The 20,824-nt window shown below is 61.5% G+C and carries 11 protein-coding genes, 2 pseudogenes and 1 riboswitch; of the genes and pseudogenes, 7 read left to right on the top strand and 6 right to left on the bottom strand.

The genetic code is table 11. From position 1 onward, the window contains the following. Positions 1-351: 351 nt before the first annotated feature. The gene (locus ABQE93_RS24975; RefSeq protein WP_448411216.1) at positions 352-1,005 is read right to left on the bottom strand and encodes an NUDIX hydrolase; all 654 of its coding nucleotides are present in this window, start codon (positions 1,003-1,005) and stop codon (positions 352-354) included. A gap of 78 nt (positions 1,006-1,083) precedes the next feature. Between ABQE93_RS24975 and ABQE93_RS24970 the strand changes: the two genes are divergently transcribed. Together ABQE93_RS24970 and ABQE93_RS24965 are read left to right on the top strand one after the other, a co-directional pair. Then, positions 1,084-2,571 (top strand): ADP-ribosylglycohydrolase family protein, encoded by a 1,488-nt coding sequence (locus tag ABQE93_RS24970; protein ID WP_448411214.1) that lies wholly within the window; start codon positions 1,084-1,086, stop codon positions 2,569-2,571. Beyond that, positions 2,568-3,560, top strand: a complete 993-nt coding sequence (locus tag ABQE93_RS24965) for a metallophosphoesterase (RefSeq protein WP_448411212.1) — start codon at positions 2,568-2,570, stop codon at positions 3,558-3,560. Before ABQE93_RS24970 ends, ABQE93_RS24965 begins: the two co-directional genes overlap by 4 nt. Positions 3,561-4,153: 593 nt before the next feature. Here the strand turns inward: ABQE93_RS24965 and ABQE93_RS24960 are convergent. The 3 genes from ABQE93_RS24960 to ABQE93_RS24950 form a co-directional block, all read right to left on the bottom strand. Beyond that, positions 4,154-4,783, bottom strand: coding sequence for a hypothetical protein (locus ABQE93_RS24960; RefSeq protein ID WP_448411210.1), 630 nt, complete (start codon positions 4,781-4,783; stop codon positions 4,154-4,156). A 105-nt stretch (positions 4,784-4,888) separates the two neighbouring features. Next, a riboswitch (SAM riboswitch) is annotated at positions 4,889-5,001 on the bottom strand. Between the two features lie 73 nt (positions 5,002-5,074). Then, a complete protein-coding gene (locus ABQE93_RS24955) occupies positions 5,075-5,305 on the bottom strand; it encodes a hypothetical protein (protein ID WP_448411209.1) in 231 nt (76 codons plus the stop codon). A 717-nt stretch (positions 5,306-6,022) separates the two neighbouring features. Then, entirely contained in the window at positions 6,023-9,385 is a 3,363-nt protein-coding gene (locus ABQE93_RS24950; RefSeq protein ID WP_448438081.1) for a TM0106 family RecB-like putative nuclease, read from the bottom strand. A gap of 164 nt (positions 9,386-9,549) precedes the next feature. Between ABQE93_RS24950 and ABQE93_RS24945 the strand changes: the two genes are divergently transcribed. Beyond that, entirely contained in the window at positions 9,550-12,636 is a 3,087-nt protein-coding gene (locus tag ABQE93_RS24945) for a DUF3427 domain-containing protein (protein WP_448411228.1), read from the top strand. Between the two features lie 29 nt (positions 12,637-12,665). Here the strand turns inward: ABQE93_RS24945 and ABQE93_RS24940 are convergent. Continuing rightward, positions 12,666-12,803 (bottom strand): annotated as a pseudogene (locus ABQE93_RS24940) (serine hydrolase domain-containing protein); the annotation flags it as partial. A gap of 163 nt (positions 12,804-12,966) precedes the next feature. Here ABQE93_RS24940 and ABQE93_RS24935 point away from each other — a divergent pair. Beyond that, positions 12,967-13,155: a helix-turn-helix domain-containing protein gene (locus ABQE93_RS24935; protein ID WP_448411205.1), complete on the top strand. Its 189-nt coding sequence runs from the start codon at positions 12,967-12,969 to the stop codon at positions 13,153-13,155. Positions 13,156-13,374: 219 nt separating this feature from the next. Here the strand turns inward: ABQE93_RS24935 and ABQE93_RS24930 are convergent. After that, a pseudogene (locus tag ABQE93_RS24930) lies at positions 13,375-13,565 on the bottom strand (IS21 family transposase); the annotation flags it as partial. Between the two features lie 631 nt (positions 13,566-14,196). Between ABQE93_RS24930 and dpdE the strand changes: the two are divergent. The 3 genes from dpdE to ABQE93_RS24915 are packed head-to-tail and all read left to right on the top strand — an operon-like array spanning position 14,197 to position 20,767. Beyond that, on the top strand, positions 14,197-17,352 hold the full coding sequence (dpdE, locus tag ABQE93_RS24925) for a protein DpdE (RefSeq protein ID WP_448411203.1): 3,156 nt from the start codon (positions 14,197-14,199) through the stop codon (positions 17,350-17,352). Further along, positions 17,349-19,793 carry a protein DpdF gene (gene dpdF / locus ABQE93_RS24920; protein ID WP_448411201.1) on the top strand — a complete coding sequence of 815 codons (2,445 nt, stop codon included), beginning with the start codon at positions 17,349-17,351 and terminating at the stop codon, positions 19,791-19,793. The genes dpdE and dpdF overlap by 4 nt, the downstream gene beginning before the upstream one ends. Continuing rightward, positions 19,793-20,767 carry a hypothetical protein gene (locus ABQE93_RS24915; protein ID WP_448411199.1) on the top strand — a complete coding sequence of 325 codons (975 nt, stop codon included), beginning with the start codon at positions 19,793-19,795 and terminating at the stop codon, positions 20,765-20,767. Before dpdF ends, ABQE93_RS24915 begins: the two co-directional genes overlap by 1 nt. Positions 20,768-20,824 lie beyond the last annotated feature (57 nt).

The raw sequence follows: 20,824 nt of genomic DNA, 5'->3' as shown, positions 1-20,824 counted from the left end.
GCCGTCGTTTTGCGGCGACACGGCCCGACGATGACAGCACCCCAAAGTGAGGGGCAGTGGCGGAGGCAGGGCGACGCAGACGGCGATGATCGCTCGATCCACGGCAGCTTCTGTGTCGCGTTAGATCGCACCCGCCCACTTCCCAGGATGAAGTTCGCGTCGTAAGACACATTGTTTGTGCAGATCCGAAATAGCGGCGGCAACCACTTCAGGTGGTTATGCATCTGTACACCCTCGGTACTGCTGGGCCTTGCTTCCCCCAGGTCCTAAACTCTTCACCCGAACTCGCCGAACCTCCGCCGACCGACAGGTTCCACGAAGTTCCCCGACGCCGACACGACGGGACACGTGTCAGCTGCTTCGCCGAAACCGCTCGGCCGGCCGGCCTCTGCCCCCGACGCTGATCGCACCCGTCGCAACCAGTCGACTCTGCATCGCTCGACGGAACGTGTCGCGTTGCAACGCCTGACCCGCGACCGCCTCGTGCGCGAGGCGCAGCTCGCGAAGGGTGAACTCCTCGCCTAGCAGTCGATAAGGATCCGGCCTGTCCCGATACGCCGAACGGATGTGCGCGACCGCGCGGTCGATGATGTCGGCGTGGTCGTATGGCAGCCGCCCAGCAGCGTCGACGCGAACAAGGCGGGTGGTGTCTGCGTGGCGCGACGACAGCCGTTCCAGCCGTACGACGTCAACGTGCGCGACCGATAGCACCCAGCCGCGCTCGTCGCGCTCCGGGTCGTCGAAGACGTGCAGCTGACGCGGGTGCAGCCCACGCACGTTGGCCTTCTCCCGCAGCGAGCGGTCGACGGCGTCGGACAGCCGCTCCCCCTCGTGCAGGAAGGTGCCTGGCAGCGCCCAGCCGCGGCCGCGCGGCCGGCGGACCTCCAACACCACAAGTCCGAGGTCGTGGTCCAGCGTGAGGACCGCCGTATCGACGGCAACCGACGGCCGCGGGTAGTCGGTGAGGCTGCGGCCGTGGGTGTCTCGATAGGTGTGCTGGCTCATGTCGCTGCCTTAGCGTACAGTGAAAGAGCATTTAGCGCGCTTTTGCGCAAAAGATGCCTTCGGGGAGGGGGCGACGCGATGACGTCATACAACGATCGGGTGGAAGGTGTGCTGCTGGCGACGGCAGCGGGAGATGCGCTGGGCGCGCCGTACGAGTTCCAGCCGCCCCGCGGGCCGGAGCGCGACGTCGCGATGGTGGGCGGCGGCCCGTGGGCGCGCGGCGAATGGACCGACGACACGTCGATGGCGATCGCCATCGCAGAGGTCGCCGCCACAGGCGTCGATCTGCGTGACTCAGCAGCGCAGGACCAGATCGTGCAGCGCTGGCACGAATGGTCGCGCGACGCGAAAGACGTGGGTATCCAGACGCGTTCGGTGCTCAGCGCCGCCGCGCGAGGCGGGGTGATCACGGCGGCGAAGGCTCGCGCCGAATCGGCGAAGCTGCATGACCAGGGTCGACGCACGGCGGGTAACGGGTCACTGATGCGCACAGCGCCGGTGGCGTTGGCTTACCTCGATGACGAGGACGCGATGGTCGAGGCCGCCCGCACGATCAGTGAGCTCACCCACTTCGACCCCGATGCCGGCGACGCGTGCGTTCTGTGGTGCAGCGCGATCCGTCATGCAGTACATACGGGCGAGCTCGACGTGCGAATCGGTCTGCACCACATCGTGTCTGAGCGTCGCAGACTGTGGATCGAGCGGCTGGATGCCGCGGAGTCAGGTCCGCCGGCGTCGTTCCCGAACAACGGGTGGGTGGTCGCTGCGCTGCAGGCGGCGTGGTCAGCGATCTCCACCACGCCGGTGCCGGTCGATGGTCACGAGGAGGGTGTCTTCGCGGCGGATCATCTGCGACGGGCTCTGGACGCGGCGGTGCGGGCCGGTTACGACACCGACACGGTTGCCGCGATCGCGGGCAGCCTGCTCGGTGCGGCGTATGGGGCGTCGGCGGTGCCGGTGAGTTGGCGCCATTTGCTGCACGGGTGGCCCGGCATCAATGCGCGCGGATTGGTGGGGCTGGCAACGGCGATCGCGCGAAAGGGCAAGCCCGATGGGTTCGACTTCTCGTATGCGGACTCCCCAGTGGACACTTTCGCGCGGCATCCGTACGACGACGGTGTACTACTCGGCGGGATCGGGGTGCTACGCAAGCTGCCCGATGAGGTCGACGCGGTGGTCTCGCTCTGCCGGGTGGCCGATAGCGATGTGCCCGACGGTATTCCGCACGTGGAGGTGCGGCTGATCGACCGCGTGGAGAGCGACGAGAATCCGCATCTGGACTTCGTCCTGCTGGACGCAGTGCGGACTGTCGAGCAGCTTCGGCGCGACGGCCACACGGTGCTGATCCATTGCGTGGCGGCCTACAGTCGCACGCCGACCGTCGGCGCGCTGTACGGGGCGCGGGTGCGCGGCGTCGACGCCGACGTCGCATTGCGTGACGTCAGAGCGGCACTGCCGAAATCGTATCCGAATGTGGCGTTCCGAAAGGCTTTGCAGCGCTTGGGGAACGCGGCGACGAATAAGAGCAGCACCACCACTCGCGACGACATCAGCGAGGACATGTGAGGAAGTCCCAAGTGCAGGGTTACGACATCATCGGTGACATCCACGGATGCGCGACGCAACTGGAAGCGCTGCTGCACAAGTTGGATTATCAGCGCGACGGCAACGACGGACCATACCGCCACCGCGACCGGGCGGCGATCTTCGTTGGCGATCTGATCGACCGCGGACCCGAGCAGCTTCAGGTCCTACAGATGGTGAAGGCCATGGTCGACGCTGGCAGCGCCCAGATGATTCTGGGCAACCACGAGTTCAACGCGCTGGCGTACGCGACCGAATGGCCGACGGGCTCAGGCAAATACCTACGCGCTCACGACGATCCGAGCAATCCGTGGTCAGCCAAGAACGAACAGCAGCACAAGGCGTTCCTCGACCAAGTGACCGGCGAGAATCTTGCGCACTACCTGGAATGGTTCTGGACGCAGCCGCTGTGGCTGGACCTCGGTGGATTGCGGGTGATCCATGCGTGCTGGCACGGAGAGTCGATCGCCGTCACCGCACGCGAACTCGGCGGCAGCCGCTTCAGCACCGTCGAGCAACTGGTGCGGGCATCCGATGAGAACGACCCCCTGTACACGGCGGTGGAGACCCTCTTGAAAGGCCCGGAGATCAGCCTGACCGATCACGGGCACGATCCCTACCTCGACAAGGACGGCCACTCCCGCGACAGCGCGCGGCTGCGGTGGTGGCACGACGGGGCGCCGACGCTGCATGGGCTGGCGGAGATGGGCGGAAAGTTCACCACCGCCGACGGTGTGGCGTACCCGCCGTTGCCGAACACACCGGTCGCCGCTGCGTATCAATCGCACCTCTACACCGAACAGGTACCGGTGGTCTACGGCCACTACTGGCGTCGCGGCGCGCCGGCGCCGGGGCACGACTGGACCGAGTTCACCGCATGCGTCGACTTCAGCGCGGTCAACGGTGGCGCGCTGACGGCGTATCGATGGTCCGGTGAGAGCCGAATCCGTCCGGACCACTACGTGTCGTAGGCAATCGACCGACCCCGGCCGATGTCGCGCTGACCGTCTGGCAAGAAGAATGGCCGCCCGGAGACGCCGCTTTACGAGACGCGTACACGCGCCTGCTCGGTGGAACATGGTAGCGGGCGTCGAGTTGAGCGACACCCGATCCGTGTTTAAGGGTCCCGCGCAGAGGAAGACACGACGACGGCGGAATTTCGGTTCAGTGACAACAGGTATCGCCGACATGTCGATCTGCTGGACAACGAGTTTAATCGACAACGACTTCCGGGAGCGTGGGAGTTCGCTGATCGTCTGGCGCAGACGGTGATACGCGAGAAGCGAAACGTTGCTCTGGGAGTCCCTTAATACTCCATCGATTCGCGGACATCCCTCCCGGCCTTGGCCGCGAATGCACGATGCTGCGGCACCCGTGGCTTGAGGAGGCCTACCGCAACGGGTGCGTCGAGCTGGACGCTGTTTGTCCGAGATTGGGTGATCGGTCATATCGTCATCCTCAGACTGTGACGGCATGCTTTGTCAGTCCCTGCCAGCTGATCGGGGCGGAGTCGATGGTCATCACCTTGTATGGAAATCGGCACCGCGCGGCGACTGGTCGGAACTCACTCCTCGGTTTCCTTCAGCGATTTGCCTCCGACCAAGTAGCCCGATTTCGGTGTCGCACTGAAGGGATCAACCCAACTTCGGAGGCGCGCCAACTCACCTGCAGCTGCTATCGCGGCGATCGAACCGTTCTTGATCTCGGCGAAGGCGCGGTCACCGACCTCCTGCGCCGCCGCTTCGATGGCGTCACCCTCGACGTCGATGTCGGCAGACATCCTCGCCTGCAGAACTGCTTCTCTCGCGGAGTCGCCCTTACCGCTCAAGAAGCCGCCCTTGGCGAGCACCGCCACCGCACTGGCCGGGCCGCTGCCACTGAGCCGTAGTTCGCGCGGATCCTTAAAGCCAGGCGACGGGAGGTTACGAAGGATATCCACCGTGTATGCGGCAACGTCGTTCGGTTCTTCGCGCGGGACTTGGACGGCCGCACCGTCTTCCTCACTCCACGCGTGCGTACCGATACTCAACCAGAGCCGACCGGCGGCATCACACCGGAACTCCATGAGTGGCGGTGTCACCGAGGACTTCCGTGAAATGGTGAAAACATCTCGGGGATGCAGCATCCCGGCCAGGTACGCCGCGACGAAGGTCTGAAAGGATCGCCACTGGTTGTCTGAGGTGTAGTTGCTCATGAGGTTCTCCGGCTACGGTGGCCCGCCACATTCAGGCACGACCAAGCACGCTGTGCTGTAGTCAATTCCATGGGAGACTCCTGCTCATCAAGGGCCTCGGTGGGAGAGGCGCTCTTACCGGGCACCGGTCGGTGTCGGCCGCTTCGTCATCCGAGCCACCCACGAGCGTGGGGTTGGCGCACCGTCCAGTCGGAGCTTGGCGACGGTATCTCATGAAGCTGTTGTCAAAGTAGCACGGCTGACTGACAATCGGGCGCGAAGCCGCAGAAACGTACTGCGGACCGACGCCGGTCACGGGATCAGCTCCGCAACGACGCCACACAACCGCTCAACTTCCATGGCCGCTGGTCGCATCTTGAACGCGTGCAGGTGACACGCATTGCTGAGCCGGTTCCACGCGAACGCGGCACGGTCGGCGACCGCCGCTGTGTCGAACGCCCGAAGGATCAGCAGCTTGCTGCGGGTCGTGTGGCCGCCGGTACCTGCTGCAGCAGCGCCGCGCACCGCTGGTCGATGATCCACTCGAGTGCTCGACGGACCAGAACGCCTGCCAGTTGGAAATCGTGTACCAGCCACCGAATCAGCGACGGTATCAACCACGTCGGGAAGCGCCGGCGCCCAACATGAACAAGCGAGTTGCCTTCTTCCCCCCGTTCACCTGGCCGCCGAAAGCGGCGGCCGATCAGTGGGGTGGGCATCAGGGTGCCGATGCAGGGCGTCAACAACGGCCAGGAACATCTCGTCGTCTACGGCGTATTCGGGTGCCTCATGGTGCGCCGCGGCACGAGCTCGCCAGAATGCGAGACCGCGCAAGAGGTCCACTCCGGCCCACTCTGGGACTCTGCCGGAAGTCTGGATCTCCTCTATAAGCGGGCTGAGTACCTTAGTGAGCTCACTCGGCCCTGCACCTAGTCGCTTGTAACCGTTGTAACTTTGTACCCAATTGATCAGTGTCGCAGTGTCAAAAGTCCGATTACGAAGCGCTTCGCAGAAGTCGCTAGTATCGACCTCTCGCATGACGCCTCCTTCTGGTCGATTGCTGAACTACCAAATATAGGGTCTCTTTTGACTCCAGGTTCGATCAAAAAATTCTGCGTGTTTCCCGACGTGGTCGCCGCGGCTATCGGCGCGGTCATGGCGAGATGGGAAATGCGCTGTTTCGATCGGCTTTTGCAGATAGGGCGAGGTGAGCGACATGTGGGTGGACATCCATGCGGTCGTGGTCAGCTTGGCGCGCGGTCAGCGCCCAGACGTAACCGGTTGGGCCGCCTCGACGAAGGCGTTGAGAGTCGACACCAGTCGCATGTCCTCGACGGTACGGGCGCGGGTTTCCAGCAGCGCGTCGGCGCACACTAAATAGGCGAGGCAGCGGGCCCGACTCACGGCGACGTTGAGCCGGTTGCGCGAGAACAGAAACTCCACTCCTCTGGTGATGTCCTCGCCGCTGGAGGTGGCCATGCTAAAGAATACGACCGCGGCTTCACGGCCTTGAAACTTGTCGACGGTCCCGACTGGAACCTCAGCCAGCACCGGATCGCGGGCTAGCCGGTCCTGAATCACGTTGACCTGCAGGTTATATGGCGCGACCACCATGACATCTCGTGGTTGCAGCGAAGCGGTTTCGCCGTGCTGGTTGGTCCACGGGGTGCCGATCAACCGCGCCAGTTCAGCGGCGATCGCGTCAGCCTCCTCAGTCGACCAGGTGCGGTTGCCTCCATGGTCGACGCGTAGCCAGCGCAGTCCGGTGCCCTCGACAGTCGTTTGCCGCGCGCAGTCTCCGAAGCTGCGCAGGCGGCCGTCATAGATCTGCGTGGAGATGAACGTGCAGACGTCGGGGTGCATCCGCCGCGTCTCGTGCAGAAATACGCCGCGGTCCGGCGGAAGCAGCGGGTCATCACCCACGATGTGGTCCAGGACGCTGCGACCGGCGATTCCCGGATGGTTGGCCTGGGCGACCTGCGGCAGCTGCAGCGGATCACCAAGCAGCACCAGGTTGCGCGCCGCGCCTGAGGCGGCCAACGCGTCGGCGAGGGCCAGTTGACCGGCTTCGTCGATGACCAGCACATCGACTGGAGAGTCGCGCACCAGGGGGTTGGAGAAAAGCCAGGTGGTGCCGGCGATCACGTTGTAGTCGTCGCGGGCGCATTTGGCGTTATCGCCGTAGGTGATGTCTGAAAGTCGTTGTACGGAGCTTGCTCCGGGATTGCACACCGCCTGCAACAGGTCGAGTTCGTCGGTTTCGCGGAATGCCTCCACGACGGCCTCCAGCAGGTTGCCGATCGCGTGGTGGCTGACCGCGGTGATGCCCACCCGCTTACCGACGCGCACCAACGCTCGGATCAGGCGGGCGCCGCGGTAGGTCTTCCCGGTGCCCGGCGGGCCCTGCACAGCCACGAAGCTGTGGTCAAGTCGGGTGACCCAGTCGGTCATGTCATCGAGATCATCGACGAACTCGTTGCAGGGTCGGTCGGTAAAGCCCGGCAGATCACGCCGCAACAGGGCCAGCGTCACCGGGTTGGGGTTGCGTTCTGCGAGAAGGTCTTCTGCAAAGGCTTGCAGCGCTTGGAACTTCACCGTGGCATCCACCCAGTCATGAAGCACCACCACCCGCGGCTCGCAGCCGGCTTCTTGCAGCGCCTTTTTCCAGACCAGGTCGAGGGTACGGGTGTTGCGGTCCACGTTAGCGATATCGGTATACAGCCGTTCGCCAGTCGCAGTGGCAATAATGACTTGTCCGCCGCTGCGTGGAAAGCGGTCGATGTCCTGTCTCGGGAAGCTGAACCTCATCGCCGGCGTAATCGGCCGTCCCCTCTTCCCGATGCGCTCTACCAAATTCTGAGGTCGCAGGTCCGTGATGACCTCCGGGTCGTCGTACAGGTCGACCGGGTCGGCCACCAGTTTGACCTTCTTGGGCGCGAGGTAGGCGAACCATTCGTTGCGCCAGTAGCACAGCAGATCTCCGAGGTGGTGCTCATCGCTGCCGGCGGGGTACTCGTGCAGCCGCGCGACCGTTTCGTCGAGCTCAGGCAGATTGGGATCAGGCTCGAGCACGGCGGACCGCCAGGGCAGATCCGGCGGACGGTGCTCAACGAGCCAGTCCCGCAACGCCAGAGTGGCGCGGACGTCGTCCTCGTTGTATGCAGCGATCGCGTCGAGGAGTGCCGGCTCACCGTCGGCCGTGTACTGCTCGTACTGGACGACTGCTCCGGCACCCTGGTCGATGTCATGGCTGCGCTCGAAGTCGGTCAGGCGTTCCACGTGCTTCAACCCGTAAGACTCGGTGCCTACTTGGATACTGTTGCGCGCCACCAAAAGCAGGTCGACGAACGCGCCGGTGTCAATGAGTTCGGCCAGGGCGAGTTCGGCGACCCCGTGCTCTTCGGCCATCCGCTGCAGCGCCGACCGCTCGGTGTGGTTGTAGTGGTAGACGTGCATCGCCGGGAACTGTTCGCGCCGGTAAACGAGGTACTCGACGAGTTGTTTCACCGCGGCGGCTTCCTCAAGTGGGTCGTGTGCCCACCAACACCGGTACCGCCACTCGCCCGCATCGTCTCGTTCGATGAGACCGAACAGGAAGAACAGCCCTCTGTCGGCGCGCCAGAAAGGGTGGCCCTCAAAGTCAAGGAAAACATCGCCGGCGTCGGGTTCGGGCAGCATCTCAAATCCGTGCCCCCACGGCTCGAGTCCCGGTGCGATCAATTCGAACGGTGGCTTCTCCCTCGGCTGCTCCCGCGCAGTGAGCTGTAGTGCCGCCTGGCCCCGCAGCCGATTCACGCGGTCGGGATCCAGTCCGTGCACCTCACCATCGCATGCGGCTAGCGCGGTGAGCGTGGCGACGTCGGCCTCGACGAGGCCTTCCCGATCCGTCTTTCGAATGTTCGCCACGTAGATCAGCGAGTCGGTCTCGCGCCAATACATCTCGCAGGTCGGTTGAAATTCGCAAAACTCACAGTGACTGCACTGTTCTGCGACGGTGTCGGCTTGCGGTCCGTCCGCCAGAGCGACGGCAAGCTGGCCTTGCAGGCGGCGCCAGTAAGACCGGAAATCGCGGACCCGCAGCGTCTCCATCTCCCCGGAGCCCAACCAAATGTGCATGTGTTCAGGACGCCTGCCGGTCAGCGCCGCGATCGCGTCAGCGTAGAAGCACAGTTGCAACACATGACCAGGTTTGGCCTCGACCCGGGTCAGCTTCACATCGACAGGCTCATAGCTAGCCGCGCCGGTGTTCGGGTCGGTCACCCGGACCACAAAGTCGGCGATGCCCCGAATCCCATTGTGCAGAAACGGCATCTGATAAACGACGTCGTAGTCTCCATCGAGCGGATTGCCGACCTCTGACACCCAGTCGGCGAAAGTCTGTCCCTTGGCCGGCTCCGGCACGTTGAAAATGCGTTTTTCCTGCCGAATGTAATCAGCGAGGCAGTCGTGCTCGTGGGCGAGACCTTTCTTCAGCAGCAGGTCGGCAAACGATGAGAACCGTGGTTCCGGCCGGGGCAGGGTGCCGTCGTCCACCCGCGCGGACAGCGATAGGTAGTGCGGGCAGTCCAGCCAGGCCGTGACCTTCGACGGCGTCAGGAGACGCTCACCGGCAGTGGCGGTCACATACACCGCCTGCAGTCAAAATCGTCGTCTGCGAGGTATGCCCGTCGAAACTTCATATCCCTTACTCCCCTAGCCCGGCACCCTAGCAGCAGGTAATGACAACCACCGACAGTGATTGAGCAACCGTCCCGGCAGGGTCGATCTATGGTCGAGTTGTGGTGGATATGGTTCCGGGCATCTACGAACTGCTCGTCACTGAGGCGCTACACACGCGCCTTAGCTCTCTCGAAAAATCCTTGCGCCCAACACGGCCGCTGCATACAGCCGAGGCGGCCGATCGAATCGCGCTGCACCTGAGCAAAGAGATCGAGAGATCTCTCGAGGCGGTGCCCGACAAGGACCGGGTCAGAGTCGGTATCGACGTCGCGCGCGAGATGATTCGCCGACTGGCCGAGTTCGTTACGACAGATACCTCTGTGAGCCCTGTCGAACCGGGTGAGATTCTCCACGCGATTCTTGAAAGGCGCCCCGACGGAACACCCCGCGCGATCGCCGAACCTCTCATTCCTCTGCTCGACACCACACTGCTCACCAATGCGCCCGGCGAACCGGTCCTGATGAACCAGCTACAGGCGGAGGTCGACTCGGCGACGGACGGCATAGATGTCGTTATGGCGTTCGTACGGCGCAGCGGTATCAATCCGCTTCTTGGGTCACTTCGACGTCACTGCGAGCAAGGTAGGCCGCTTCGCGTTCTCACCACGATCTACACCGGCTCCACCGAGCAAGCAGCATTGGACATACTCACCGATCTCGGCGCCGAGGTGCGCATTTCGTACGACGTGAGCAGCACCCGACTGCACGCCAAGGCATGGATCTTTCACCGTCGGTCCGGGTTCTCAACCGCCTACGTCGGCTCGTCCAACCTCACCCACAGCGCCCAACACACCGGCCTCGAATGGAACGTGCGCGCCTCTTCAGCGCGAAATCCCGATATCCTCGGCAAGTTCGAAGCGGTATTCGAAAGTTACTGGCAAGGTGGTGACTTCGTTGCGTATACCCGGGAACAGTTCGACATAGAAACCCAGCGAGCTGCCCGAACCGACGCAGGTCCACACGTCATTCTCAGCCCAATCGAACTGCGCCTCGAGCCCTTTCAAGAACGATTACTCGAGCAGATATCGGTGTCACGCACCAAGGGGCACCACCGCAACCTGTTGGTTGCCGCGACCGGAACCGGCAAGACCGTCATGGCTGCGGTCGACTACGCCCGCCTTCGGGAAGAGCTACCGCGCGCTCGGCTGTTATTCGTCGCTCACCGCAACGAGATCCTCGATCAGAGCTTGGCCACCTTTCGACATGCGCTACGTGAAGCGTCGTTCGGCGAGAAGTGGATCGGCGGCTCGCGGCCCCAACTCTTCGACCACGTCTTTGCCTCGATCCAAAGCCTTAACGCCGCCGACCTTCAACATCTGCCGCCTGATCACTTCGACGTCGTCATCATCGATGAATTCCACCATGCGGCAGCGCCGTCGTACCAACGACTCCTCGACCATGTTCAGCCTCGGGAACTGCTGGGCCTGACTGCCACACCCGAGCGGAGCGACGGTCTTTTGATCCTGCACTGGTTCGACGACCGCATCGCCGCAGAATTGCGACTATGGGATGCCATCGACCAACAACGCCTTACCCCGTTCATGTATTTCGGGGTCCATGACGGACTCGACCTCACCGAAATCCCCTGGCGACGCGGCAGAGGCTACGACCTCGAGGCGTTAAGCAATCTCTACACCAGCACGGATGCCTGGGCTCGAACCATCATTCAAGAAGTGCAACGGCGGGCGGAAGACCCGCACTCCATGCGAGCTCTGGGGTTTTGCGTCAGCATCGACCACGCCAGGTTTATGGCAAACCACTTCAACAAGCACGGCATCCCTGCCGTCGCGGTGTGGGGTGACAGCCCACATGACGAACGCAAGTCAGCGTTGCGGCAACTGTCCGCCGGGGAGATCCGAGTTGTCTTCTCCGTCGACCTTTTCAACGAGGGCGTCGACGTGCCCGCGGTCGACACCGTACTGATGATGCGTCCCACCGAAAGTCCGACCTTGTTTCTGCAGCAGCTAGGCCGTGGTTTGCGTCGCTCAGAAGGCAAAGCCTTCTGCACGGTCCTCGACTTCGTGGGTACACATCGCCGCGAGTTCCGCTTCGACCGCCGCTACCGCGCACTGATCGGTGGTACGCGCCGCGATATTGAACACGCGGTGCAGCAAGGCTTTCCGTTTCTGCCGGCTGGTTGCTACATGGAACTGGACCAGAAGGCGTCAGAGGTTGTGTTGCGTAGCCTCCGCGAGGCTATCCCTACCCGCTGGCCCCAGCGTGTTGAAGAGTTGCGGCTTGTTCGCCAGAAGTATTCAGACGTTTCGTTGTCACGGTTCCTCGACGAATCCGGACTGGATCTACCTGATGTATACGACGGTTCACGGAGTTGGTCAGACCTGTGCGAGGCGGCGGGCGCACCTGTCGAACCTGCTGGTCCGCATGAGAAGTCACTGCGCAGGGCGGTCGGCCGCCTGCTGCACATCGATGACGATGAGCGCATCGCCACCTTCCGCGAGCTTTTCCAATCATCGAGTCCTCCTGAGGTTTCTGTGCTACAGGAACGGCAGCGACGTCTGATCCGCATGCTCGTGGCAAGCCTCGGCGATCAAGTCCTGACGAAGGATCACTCCGTGCAGGATGCGGTCGGTCTCCTGTGGTCGCACCCTCAGATTTGTGACGAACTCGCCCAGCTCCTCGTGGAGCTCGACGACAGAGTTGACCACCTTCACGGTGAGCTCGAACATCATCTCGACGTGCCGTTGCAGGTACACGCCCGCTACTCGCGTATCGAGATTTTGAGTGCGTTCGGCATCGGCACAAGTGCCAAAGTCGCTGCCTGGCAAAGTGGCGTATACGAAGCGAAGGAGGCCAACGCTGAGCTGCTCGCGTTCACCCTCGACAAGAGCACCGGCGCGTTCTCCCCAACCACCCGCTACCGTGACTACGCCATCAGCCGCACCCTCATTCATTGGGAAAGCCAGTCGATCACGAGGGAGGACAGCCCCACGGGTTTGCGCTACCGCAACCACGAACGCGACGGGCGCTCGATCATGTTGTTCACTCGTCTACGCGCTGACGATCGAGCATTCTGGTTCTTGGGACCGGCCAGCTATCGCGGCCACGTCGGAGAAAAGCCGATGGCCATCACGTGGGAGCTGGACACACCCTTGCCGGGCGACCTATACCAGCAGTTTGCCGCCGCAGTCGCCTGAGAAGAACGTTGACCGATACCTGATGCTGCTCAGGAGACCGACGCGCCGAACTCCGGGTAGACCGCCGCCTCGAAACCGAGGATCGTCTGCACCATCTTGTCGTCGAAGAACGGCAGCAGTTGGGTGGCGATCACGGCGCCGATCACGGCCTTGCGGTCGATCCAGAAGCATCGGCTGCCCGGTGAAAGGGAGCACTTGAGGGCTGGTTTTGCCGTGGGCATAGGACCACCTGTTTGCCATTGATGGGACCACCTGCTGGCGTTTTGCCAGTTATGGGACCACCCGGCGTGGCTTGGGGTCTTCCGGTTGTTGGGCCGCTGTATTGACCAAATGAGCTACCGCGAGGTGTCGGTGATCGAGATCGTGGAGATTCTGCGGCTGTGGCTGCAGGGGTTGGGGTTGCGTGAGGTGGCCCGGCTATCGGGACTGATCGCGAAACCGGTCGCAGGTACGTCGACCGTGCACGGGCCTGCGGGCTCGACCGCGACGGCGGTGAGTGTCAGTTGTCCGATGAGTTGATCGCGGCGGTGATCGCCGAGGTTCGCCCGCACCGGCCCACCGGCAAGAGTCCGGCCTGGGAAGCCATCGCCGCCGAGCATGACCAGATCAAGACGTGGCTCAAGGACGGGCTCACATTGACCAAGATCCACACCTTGTTGGGACGTCGGGGTGTGGTGGTGTCGTATCGAACCCTGAACCGGTACGCCACAACTGAATTGGATTTTGGTCGGCGTCAGGCCGCGGTGCCGGTGCCTCATCGACGGTCGAAACCCGCGACGGCCGCTCGTACTTCGGCGGCGCATCGTCAGTCAGCGCCGACTTCACGGTGTTCTTCCAGATGTTCGTCGTCCGAGCGATCACCTTGATCGGGCAACCCTTCAGCCCCGATGCAGACGACGAATCTCAGCCCGGTCCTCCACAGACAACATTCCCCCTTCTGGTCCTCCTGGCTCGACTAGAGCCAGGCCACCGGACCAGGGGTCAATTTTCAGTTGGCGCGCCGGGATCAGATTTCACATGCCGCCGACACCGACCATGCTTGACTAAAAATGCAGATCAAAGTTGATTGTCCACCGACACCGACGAGGTGTCCAAACTGGTCGAAACGCCTTGCGGACGCAAAGCTCTGCGTCCTGTCAGTATCTTGAAGTATGGTCAGCTAACAATCTTTGGTTTGCACGTAGGGGGAAGCGCTTAATGGACGCGTTCGGTTTCCTCAAGAGGCGTCCTGGACAATCGCGAGATACTTCGTCAAGGACTTCGTTGAGACCGAGTACAACCAGACGCGGAGTCCGAGGTGAAAAAGGACGTCGCCGACGGCCTGGTTTGGCTGGAGTCATGACCGGCGCTTAGATCGTCCGTTTGGACTCGCGGGACGGCGAGCGAAGTGGCAAAGCGATGTTCACGATGTAGACCAACCCGGCTATCGCCACGCGCGTTATCTCGCCAACCCCGCGACGGGCAACCTGCATCCACGTCAAGAATTCGCCGACGTGTAGATGCACCAGAACCAGGATGACAACAGAGAACCAACGACCGTAACTGGATCACTATCGATCAATGCACCAAGATAAGGAGGAGGCTGGGGTGCCAGAGCCAAGATCGGGAAATCCGAGGGTTGAGTTCGTCAAGGATTCCCAGCTGGGCTGGGGGCGTCGACTCGGAGGCGAGGACACGCTGCGCTTCTTTGACTCCCCGATCGAACCCGAAACGGTTGTTTCCGCAACTGGCCGCGACTTCAAGGCAGGTCGCCTCCCCCTCCAGGCAAGAGCATGGTGGTTTGACGGCGACAAATGGTTAGTCGGCCGTGTCGACATTCCCGCCGATTCAAATGCAAGTTCTTATTGGATCAACTTCCCAAACCACCAGACCGCACGGGTCCCCACGGAGGACCTTCGCGTCCGCTGGGCGTGCCCAATTTCCGATCCGTTGTCACTGGTGAAAGCGCGAACGGTGGAGACGCGCTTCTTCCACACGCACCGGACATCCTATGCCCGCAATGTCGCTCGCCAGCGCACCGCTTGCCTCAACCTGCGTGGGCTGCTGTCGTCGGCGGTGGAGATCTACGACCATCAGGTGGGCGCCGCGCGCCGGGTGTTGTCTGATCCAATCCCTCGTTACTTGCTCGCCGACGAGGTCGGTCTCGGCAAGACGATCGAAGCCGGCATGGTCATCCGCCAACTTTTGCTAGATTCCGGCGGCAACGTCACCGTGGTGGTTCCCGACCATCTCGTCGGGCAGTGGGAGAACGAGCTTGACAGCAAATTCGGCGTCTTCCAACTTTCCGGAGTGCTCGACGTGGTGCCGCAATCTGAAGTGGAGAAACTCCCAAACATTCAGAGGACCCTGCTGGTCGTTGACGAAGCACATCGGATGACCGAACTCGTCGACTACAACGATTCGACTGAGGCGTCGCGCAAGTATCACGCGCTCAAAGAGATCGCGCACGCTGCGGACGCTCTGTTGCTTCTCAGTGCGACGCCGGTGCGTAGTAACGAAGACGCCTTCTTAGGCATTCTTCACCTATTAGACCCGGCAACGTACCCACTCGAAGATCTCGTGGCCTTCCGCCGCCGAGTCGAACTACGCGACGACCTCGCCGAGGCGATGTCGGCACTGGACGACGAGACTCCCATTCGTTACCTGGTTGAACCCCTCCAAAATCTGCACGCGCTACTGCCCGATGATGTCAAGCTCGGAGATCTTGTCACAGAGGCGATCCAGGAAACCGAAAATCGAAACATCGATGCGGCTCGCACAGCGGTCCGCCAGGTACGCATTCACATCTCAGAGACGTACCGCTTGCACCGACGAATGATTCGCACCCGTCGCTCCAGCGCAATTAAGGGCAAATTCCCTGTCCGGGGACGCGAGCGGAGCAACCCGTGGCTGATTCCAGACCCTGACCGCCGTCGCGGTGAACTCCTCTCGATGCTGGAGTCTGTTCGACTCGAACTCCTCGAACAAGACATATCGAACGCGGGCAGCATCTTTCGGGTGGTATTGGGTCGCGCCCTTGGACCGCTGACTGCGCTGGCCGATATTGCAATCGCGCTGCGCGATGCCGGCGACCATGACCTGTCGGCCGACGAAATTGAAGCGTTGTCAGGATTTATCGGCACAGACACCGCCCTAAATCTCGCGCGGCAGATCGACGCACTACTCGTCGCCGAATCCAACGCTGATCGCATCACTGCGACGGCGCAGTGGTGCCAACATAAGGTCGGTCGAGGCAAGTACGCCATCGCATGTTCGTTTCCCCGCACCGCTGCTGAAATCGCTGCAGCGCTAACTGCCGCGTACGGCAGCCATCGCGTTATCACGTTGCTTGCATCCCAGTCAGACGAGGAACGAACCGAGGCGCTGGCGAAATTTGCATCGAGTAAGGAACTCAATCTGCTGGTGTTCGACCGTTCGGTCGAAGAGGGTGCCAATCTTCAGATCGCCGAAGAAGTTCTGCACGTTAATCTCCCCACCGTTACAACGCAACTCGAACAGCGCATGGGCCGGCTAGACCGGTTCAGTGATGTCGTATTAAATCGAGTTCAGTCAACAACCTTCAAAGAGTCGGACGACTCGAGACAAGAACAACTCGGAGCTTGGTTGCGCGTGCTCGACGGACTGTTCAATGTCTTTGAATCATCCACCTCGACACTCCAATACGTACTTGCCGATCTGGAGCGAGAGTTCTTCACTAACTCGATTACGAACGGCATGGTTGAAGCCGCTCATGAGTTGGAAACGCGTAGCGGCTTCCTCGAGGTACAACGCAGAAAGATCACCTCACAGGATCTGCTCGATAGCATCGAGGATCGGTCTGATGACGAAGCTTTGGCGAACGCCCTTCACGAAACCGACCGCTACCAAGGCGATATCGAGGATGCGGCAGTCGGCTACATCCACGATATGCTGCAGTTTTCGCTCCACTACACGGAGTCTGGGAGCTTGAAATTTGGAATCAATCAGACCAAGCGTCCTCTGTTAACTGAATCAGATATCAACTCCATCGGTACCTATCTCTTCCAACGTGAGTACACCGCTGACCGGTTCGCAGTCCGCAGGGGTACTGGTTTCCTCCGATACGGCGAACCATTGATCGACCGTTTCGCCGAGTATTCGGACAGAGATGATCGAGGGCGCGCCTTTGCCGTAGAACTCCCCACTCCGGCGAAGGCATCGGATCGCCCCCCGCTGCTGGCTTTCTGCTTTGATTTCACGGTCTCCGCAGGACCAATCGGTGGAGACGACGATGCTATAGACCCTGCATTTCAGCGCGCGGTCAAAGTTCGTACCGAGCACTTTCTGCCCACCTCCACCGAGCGGGTCTGGTGGGTGGTTGGCCATGGCGAGTGCCCGACCAGTTGGCGCCAGGATCTGGAATCGCGACAAGGTAACAACCTCGGCAGCGAACCGGAAAGGTTTCGCGAATTGACTTCAAAATTCGACTGGTCCGTCGTATGCGATGAGGCCTACGAATCGGCGCGTACATGTATCAGAGACCGCCCTTGGGTGACAACCAAACTCGCTCAAGCTATGACTCGGGCGCGGGAGGCCGCCGAGCGCGAACGTTCCATCCTCGATGCGCGAAGTAACCCAAGCGATCGCGCCAAGATCGACGAAAATGTGCTTAGCGCTGTCGACGATGCCTTAGCGAACCCGGTCTTTACCCTCGACAATTGCGGAGCCGTCTTCCTCACCTGGGTGCCGAGGCGATGACGATAGTGCCGCTCTCAACGATCGTCGCAGAGGACGAAAGGCTCCGCCGCCGCTTAACGGATCACCGACGAGCGAGCGCAGCCGAGGTCCTACCAATGGTCCGCGCATACCTAGTCTCGCGCGGCTATCAGGCAACACGAATCGACGATGAGATCTTCACGGATTTCAGCGAAATTGAGTGGAAAAGTCATAACTTCGAGCAACTCGACGCTCACGTCTGGAAGGCACAACCTTGGCATCCGGGATGGCTCGATCACTTCGGGGTGGCGCCGGACTTCGCACCAGCAGTCGCTGAACCCCGCCGACCGAACTGGTCCCTGAGTGCTGATTCGTTTTATACTGCCGCCCTTGGTTACCCGGATTTCTTGAGTCCAGGCCAGCGATCCGCGATCCGTGCGGCGGTCGCGGCCCAACCCGGCGACAGCATCACCGCGATCCTTCCCACTGGCGCTGGCAAAACCGAAGTCGTGTTATCGCGCGCGCTGAAGGACCGCCCGCGGCTAACCTGTCTGATCGTTCCGACAACGTCCCTCGCACTAGACCTTGAGCGCCGCGTGCAACAGCTCACCGGAAACTCCCATATCCTGGCCTATCACAGTGACTTAACCGCCGAGCAGAAGACGGACTTTGTCGAACGGATCCGCTCGGGTGAGCAATGGTTGGTAATCACCTCGCCGGAGGCGGCGTGCACGCGGCTAGCCCAACCCTTGGTCGACGCGGCATCCGCCGGTCGGCTCGCTTGTATCGGGATTGACGAAGCGCACATGGTGGCCGAATGGGGCGACGCTTTCCGGCCCGCATTCCAGACCTTGGCCGGTCTGCGGAACAGAGTCCTCGAGGTCTCGCCGGCAGGGAAACTTCCGGTAACGTTAATGCTCACCGCGACCTTGGATGACTACGGGCACGATACGTTGCGACGACTTTTCTCTGGCGCACGCAATCTGCTGGTGTCAGCGCAGGCTACACGCCCTGAACCGGCCTGGTGGTCATACCGATGCAGCAGCGAGGACGACAAACGCACGAAACTCCTCGAGTTGATTCGCTTCCTACCACGACCCCTCATCGTCTACACCAGCCTGCACTCGTCGGAGAAATCTACCAATGTGAACACTGCGCTGTGGTGGTTACGGCAGGCTGGAATCAACGCCGTCGCGAGCGTGGCGGGCGATAGCAGTCCGGCGACGCGGAAGGCAGCTGTCGAGGGTCTTCGACTTAACGGCATCCCAGACCGAGATCTCGACATTGTCGTTGCCACGTCAGCGTTCGGACTCGGCATCGACATCAGGAACATTCGCGCAGTCATCCATCTTTGCATGCCCGAGTCGGTGGACCGTCTCTACCAGGAAGTCGGCCGCGGCGGTCGAGACGGCAAGGCATCGGCGTCGTTTGTGTTATGGACAGACACCGATCGAGAGGTGGCCGAGGATCTCGCCCAAGCACGGTTGATCGGTGATGAGAAAGCGTGGAAGCGATGGCACAGCATGAGCCTGAGCGACGAGACCGAAGGAGTTATAACAGTCGACCTGACCGCTTCCCACGACGAGGTCAAGTACCCCTGGGGCGACATGAACCGCTACTGGAACATGCACACCCTCACCGCGATGGATCGCGCCGGGATGATCAATCTCGACTGGCCGGCACCTGACCACCACATTCCAGACGAGGCAACCGACGAGGAACTCCAGGATTACTTTGCCGCTCGACGCGCATCAGTCAACGTTCGAATTCTCCACGGCGACCTCGGGAACGAAGGGGCCTTCCGGAAGCGATTCCGCCGAGCCCAGCAGGATGCTCGAGACGCCTCGAGTGCCTCTCTCACCTCGGCGGCCGAAATACTGGACGGATTGGCCGGATGCGTCAATTCCTATCTCGCTCGTCACTACGCCCTTCACGTGGACGGCGACGTATACCCGGTCGACACCCAATGCGGTGGTTGTCCATACTGCCGCGAAACGCACAGACGCCCAAAGATTTCTTTGAAACCTGCCCAAGCTTTGTTCCACGGATACGTGAAATCCGAGCCAAGCTCGACGCTTTCCAAACTGGCAGTGGACAACCGGCTTTGCATTTGGACGGAGGGAGCCCAACCAGATGAAGAGCAGGAACTGGTCGATCGCCTGGTCCAGAAGCACGGCGTAATAGCGCTGCTCTCCACTGGCCCGTGGGCACCACGACCGACCACGACGGATTACTTGTGGTGGGACCAACGGATCACCGAGTGGCTCAACTCTCCCCATTATCTGCGGGTTCCCATCGTGATACGAGTAGACGATAGGACGGATACGAGCGACCTCCGACGGTTGCTTAGCAAGGCTGGACGGGAATCGTTCGTGGTGATCCTTAGTGATCGCGACCAACCGGATCCCTTTGATGATCGCCGCCAACTTCGCGAATCCTGGGGTATCGGATTCCATATAAACCAAGTATTACGGAGACTTTGATGGCGCTATTAACTCCACCCGACATTCTGCCGGAGGCTATGCGATTTTTGGTCCGAGCCATTCTCGCCCTGTCCGACGAAGTCGAACGCGACGAACTTATCGCACTGGTCGCGCCGACGGGACTGGTCGAAGCGATCAAATCATTAGGTAGCGATCCCACTCCTGCAGCCGATGACGAGTCGGATCTAAAAACGGGCGGCACCGTTATTGCCGATAAGTCGTTGGCCGCGTTGGCAACTCTCGGTATCGTCCAAACCACGGGCGGCCGGGTTCGTTTGGCTGCAGTACCGAACGAATGGCGGAAGTCTACCGATGTTGATAGTTTCAGCTTTTCACGGCACCTGCGCGACCGAGTATTCGTGACTGCCGATCCAACCGCTCCGGTCGGCGACTCTCGTGGGGTGATGGACCTAGTGCACGGACTCGTGGTACTAAACGCCGCCGACACACCGCTACAGCCGTTCTCGGCCTTCGAACCGGACAAGTCCGGCGAAGGCCGTGCCTTCATGGAACATCAGCGCTCACTGTTAGGCGACGACAGATCAGGATGGCCGATTCCAAACCGCGAACAGTGGATCCCGTTCCGGCGTTGGGCTGCATACCTCGGACTAGCTTCAGCCGGCCATAAAGGTCTGATCGCGGACAGCAGTGCTGCACTCGCCCAAGGGCTTCGTGAGTTTCCGTCCGGCGAATATGACATCGAGCAGTTCGTCGCTGAGTGCGGCCAGGCTGTGCCGACTCTGGACGGCGGTTCTCTGCATCGCTATCACCCGGCAACAGATTCGAGCCACTCACTTCTGTCTACCGGTCTTTCGATGTCTCTTCTACACCTCGAAGCCGACGGGCTAGTGGTCCTGTCGAAGCGAAGCGACATTGGCACGCGCACGCTGCGGACGGGATCCGATAGTAGCGCTGACCGACCTGTGAGCCATGTCAAGTGGGCCGGCGCCATTTCTCAGAAGGTCGAACGATGAACACACGTATTTGTTGGACACGGGAAGCAATCCAGGATGCCACGCAGATCGACGTTG

The sequence above is a fragment of the Mycolicibacterium sp. XJ662 genome (genome assembly GCF_053484035.1).
The sequence above is the reverse complement of the archived record's forward strand: the minus strand, read 5'-3'. Positions and strand labels throughout refer to the sequence as shown.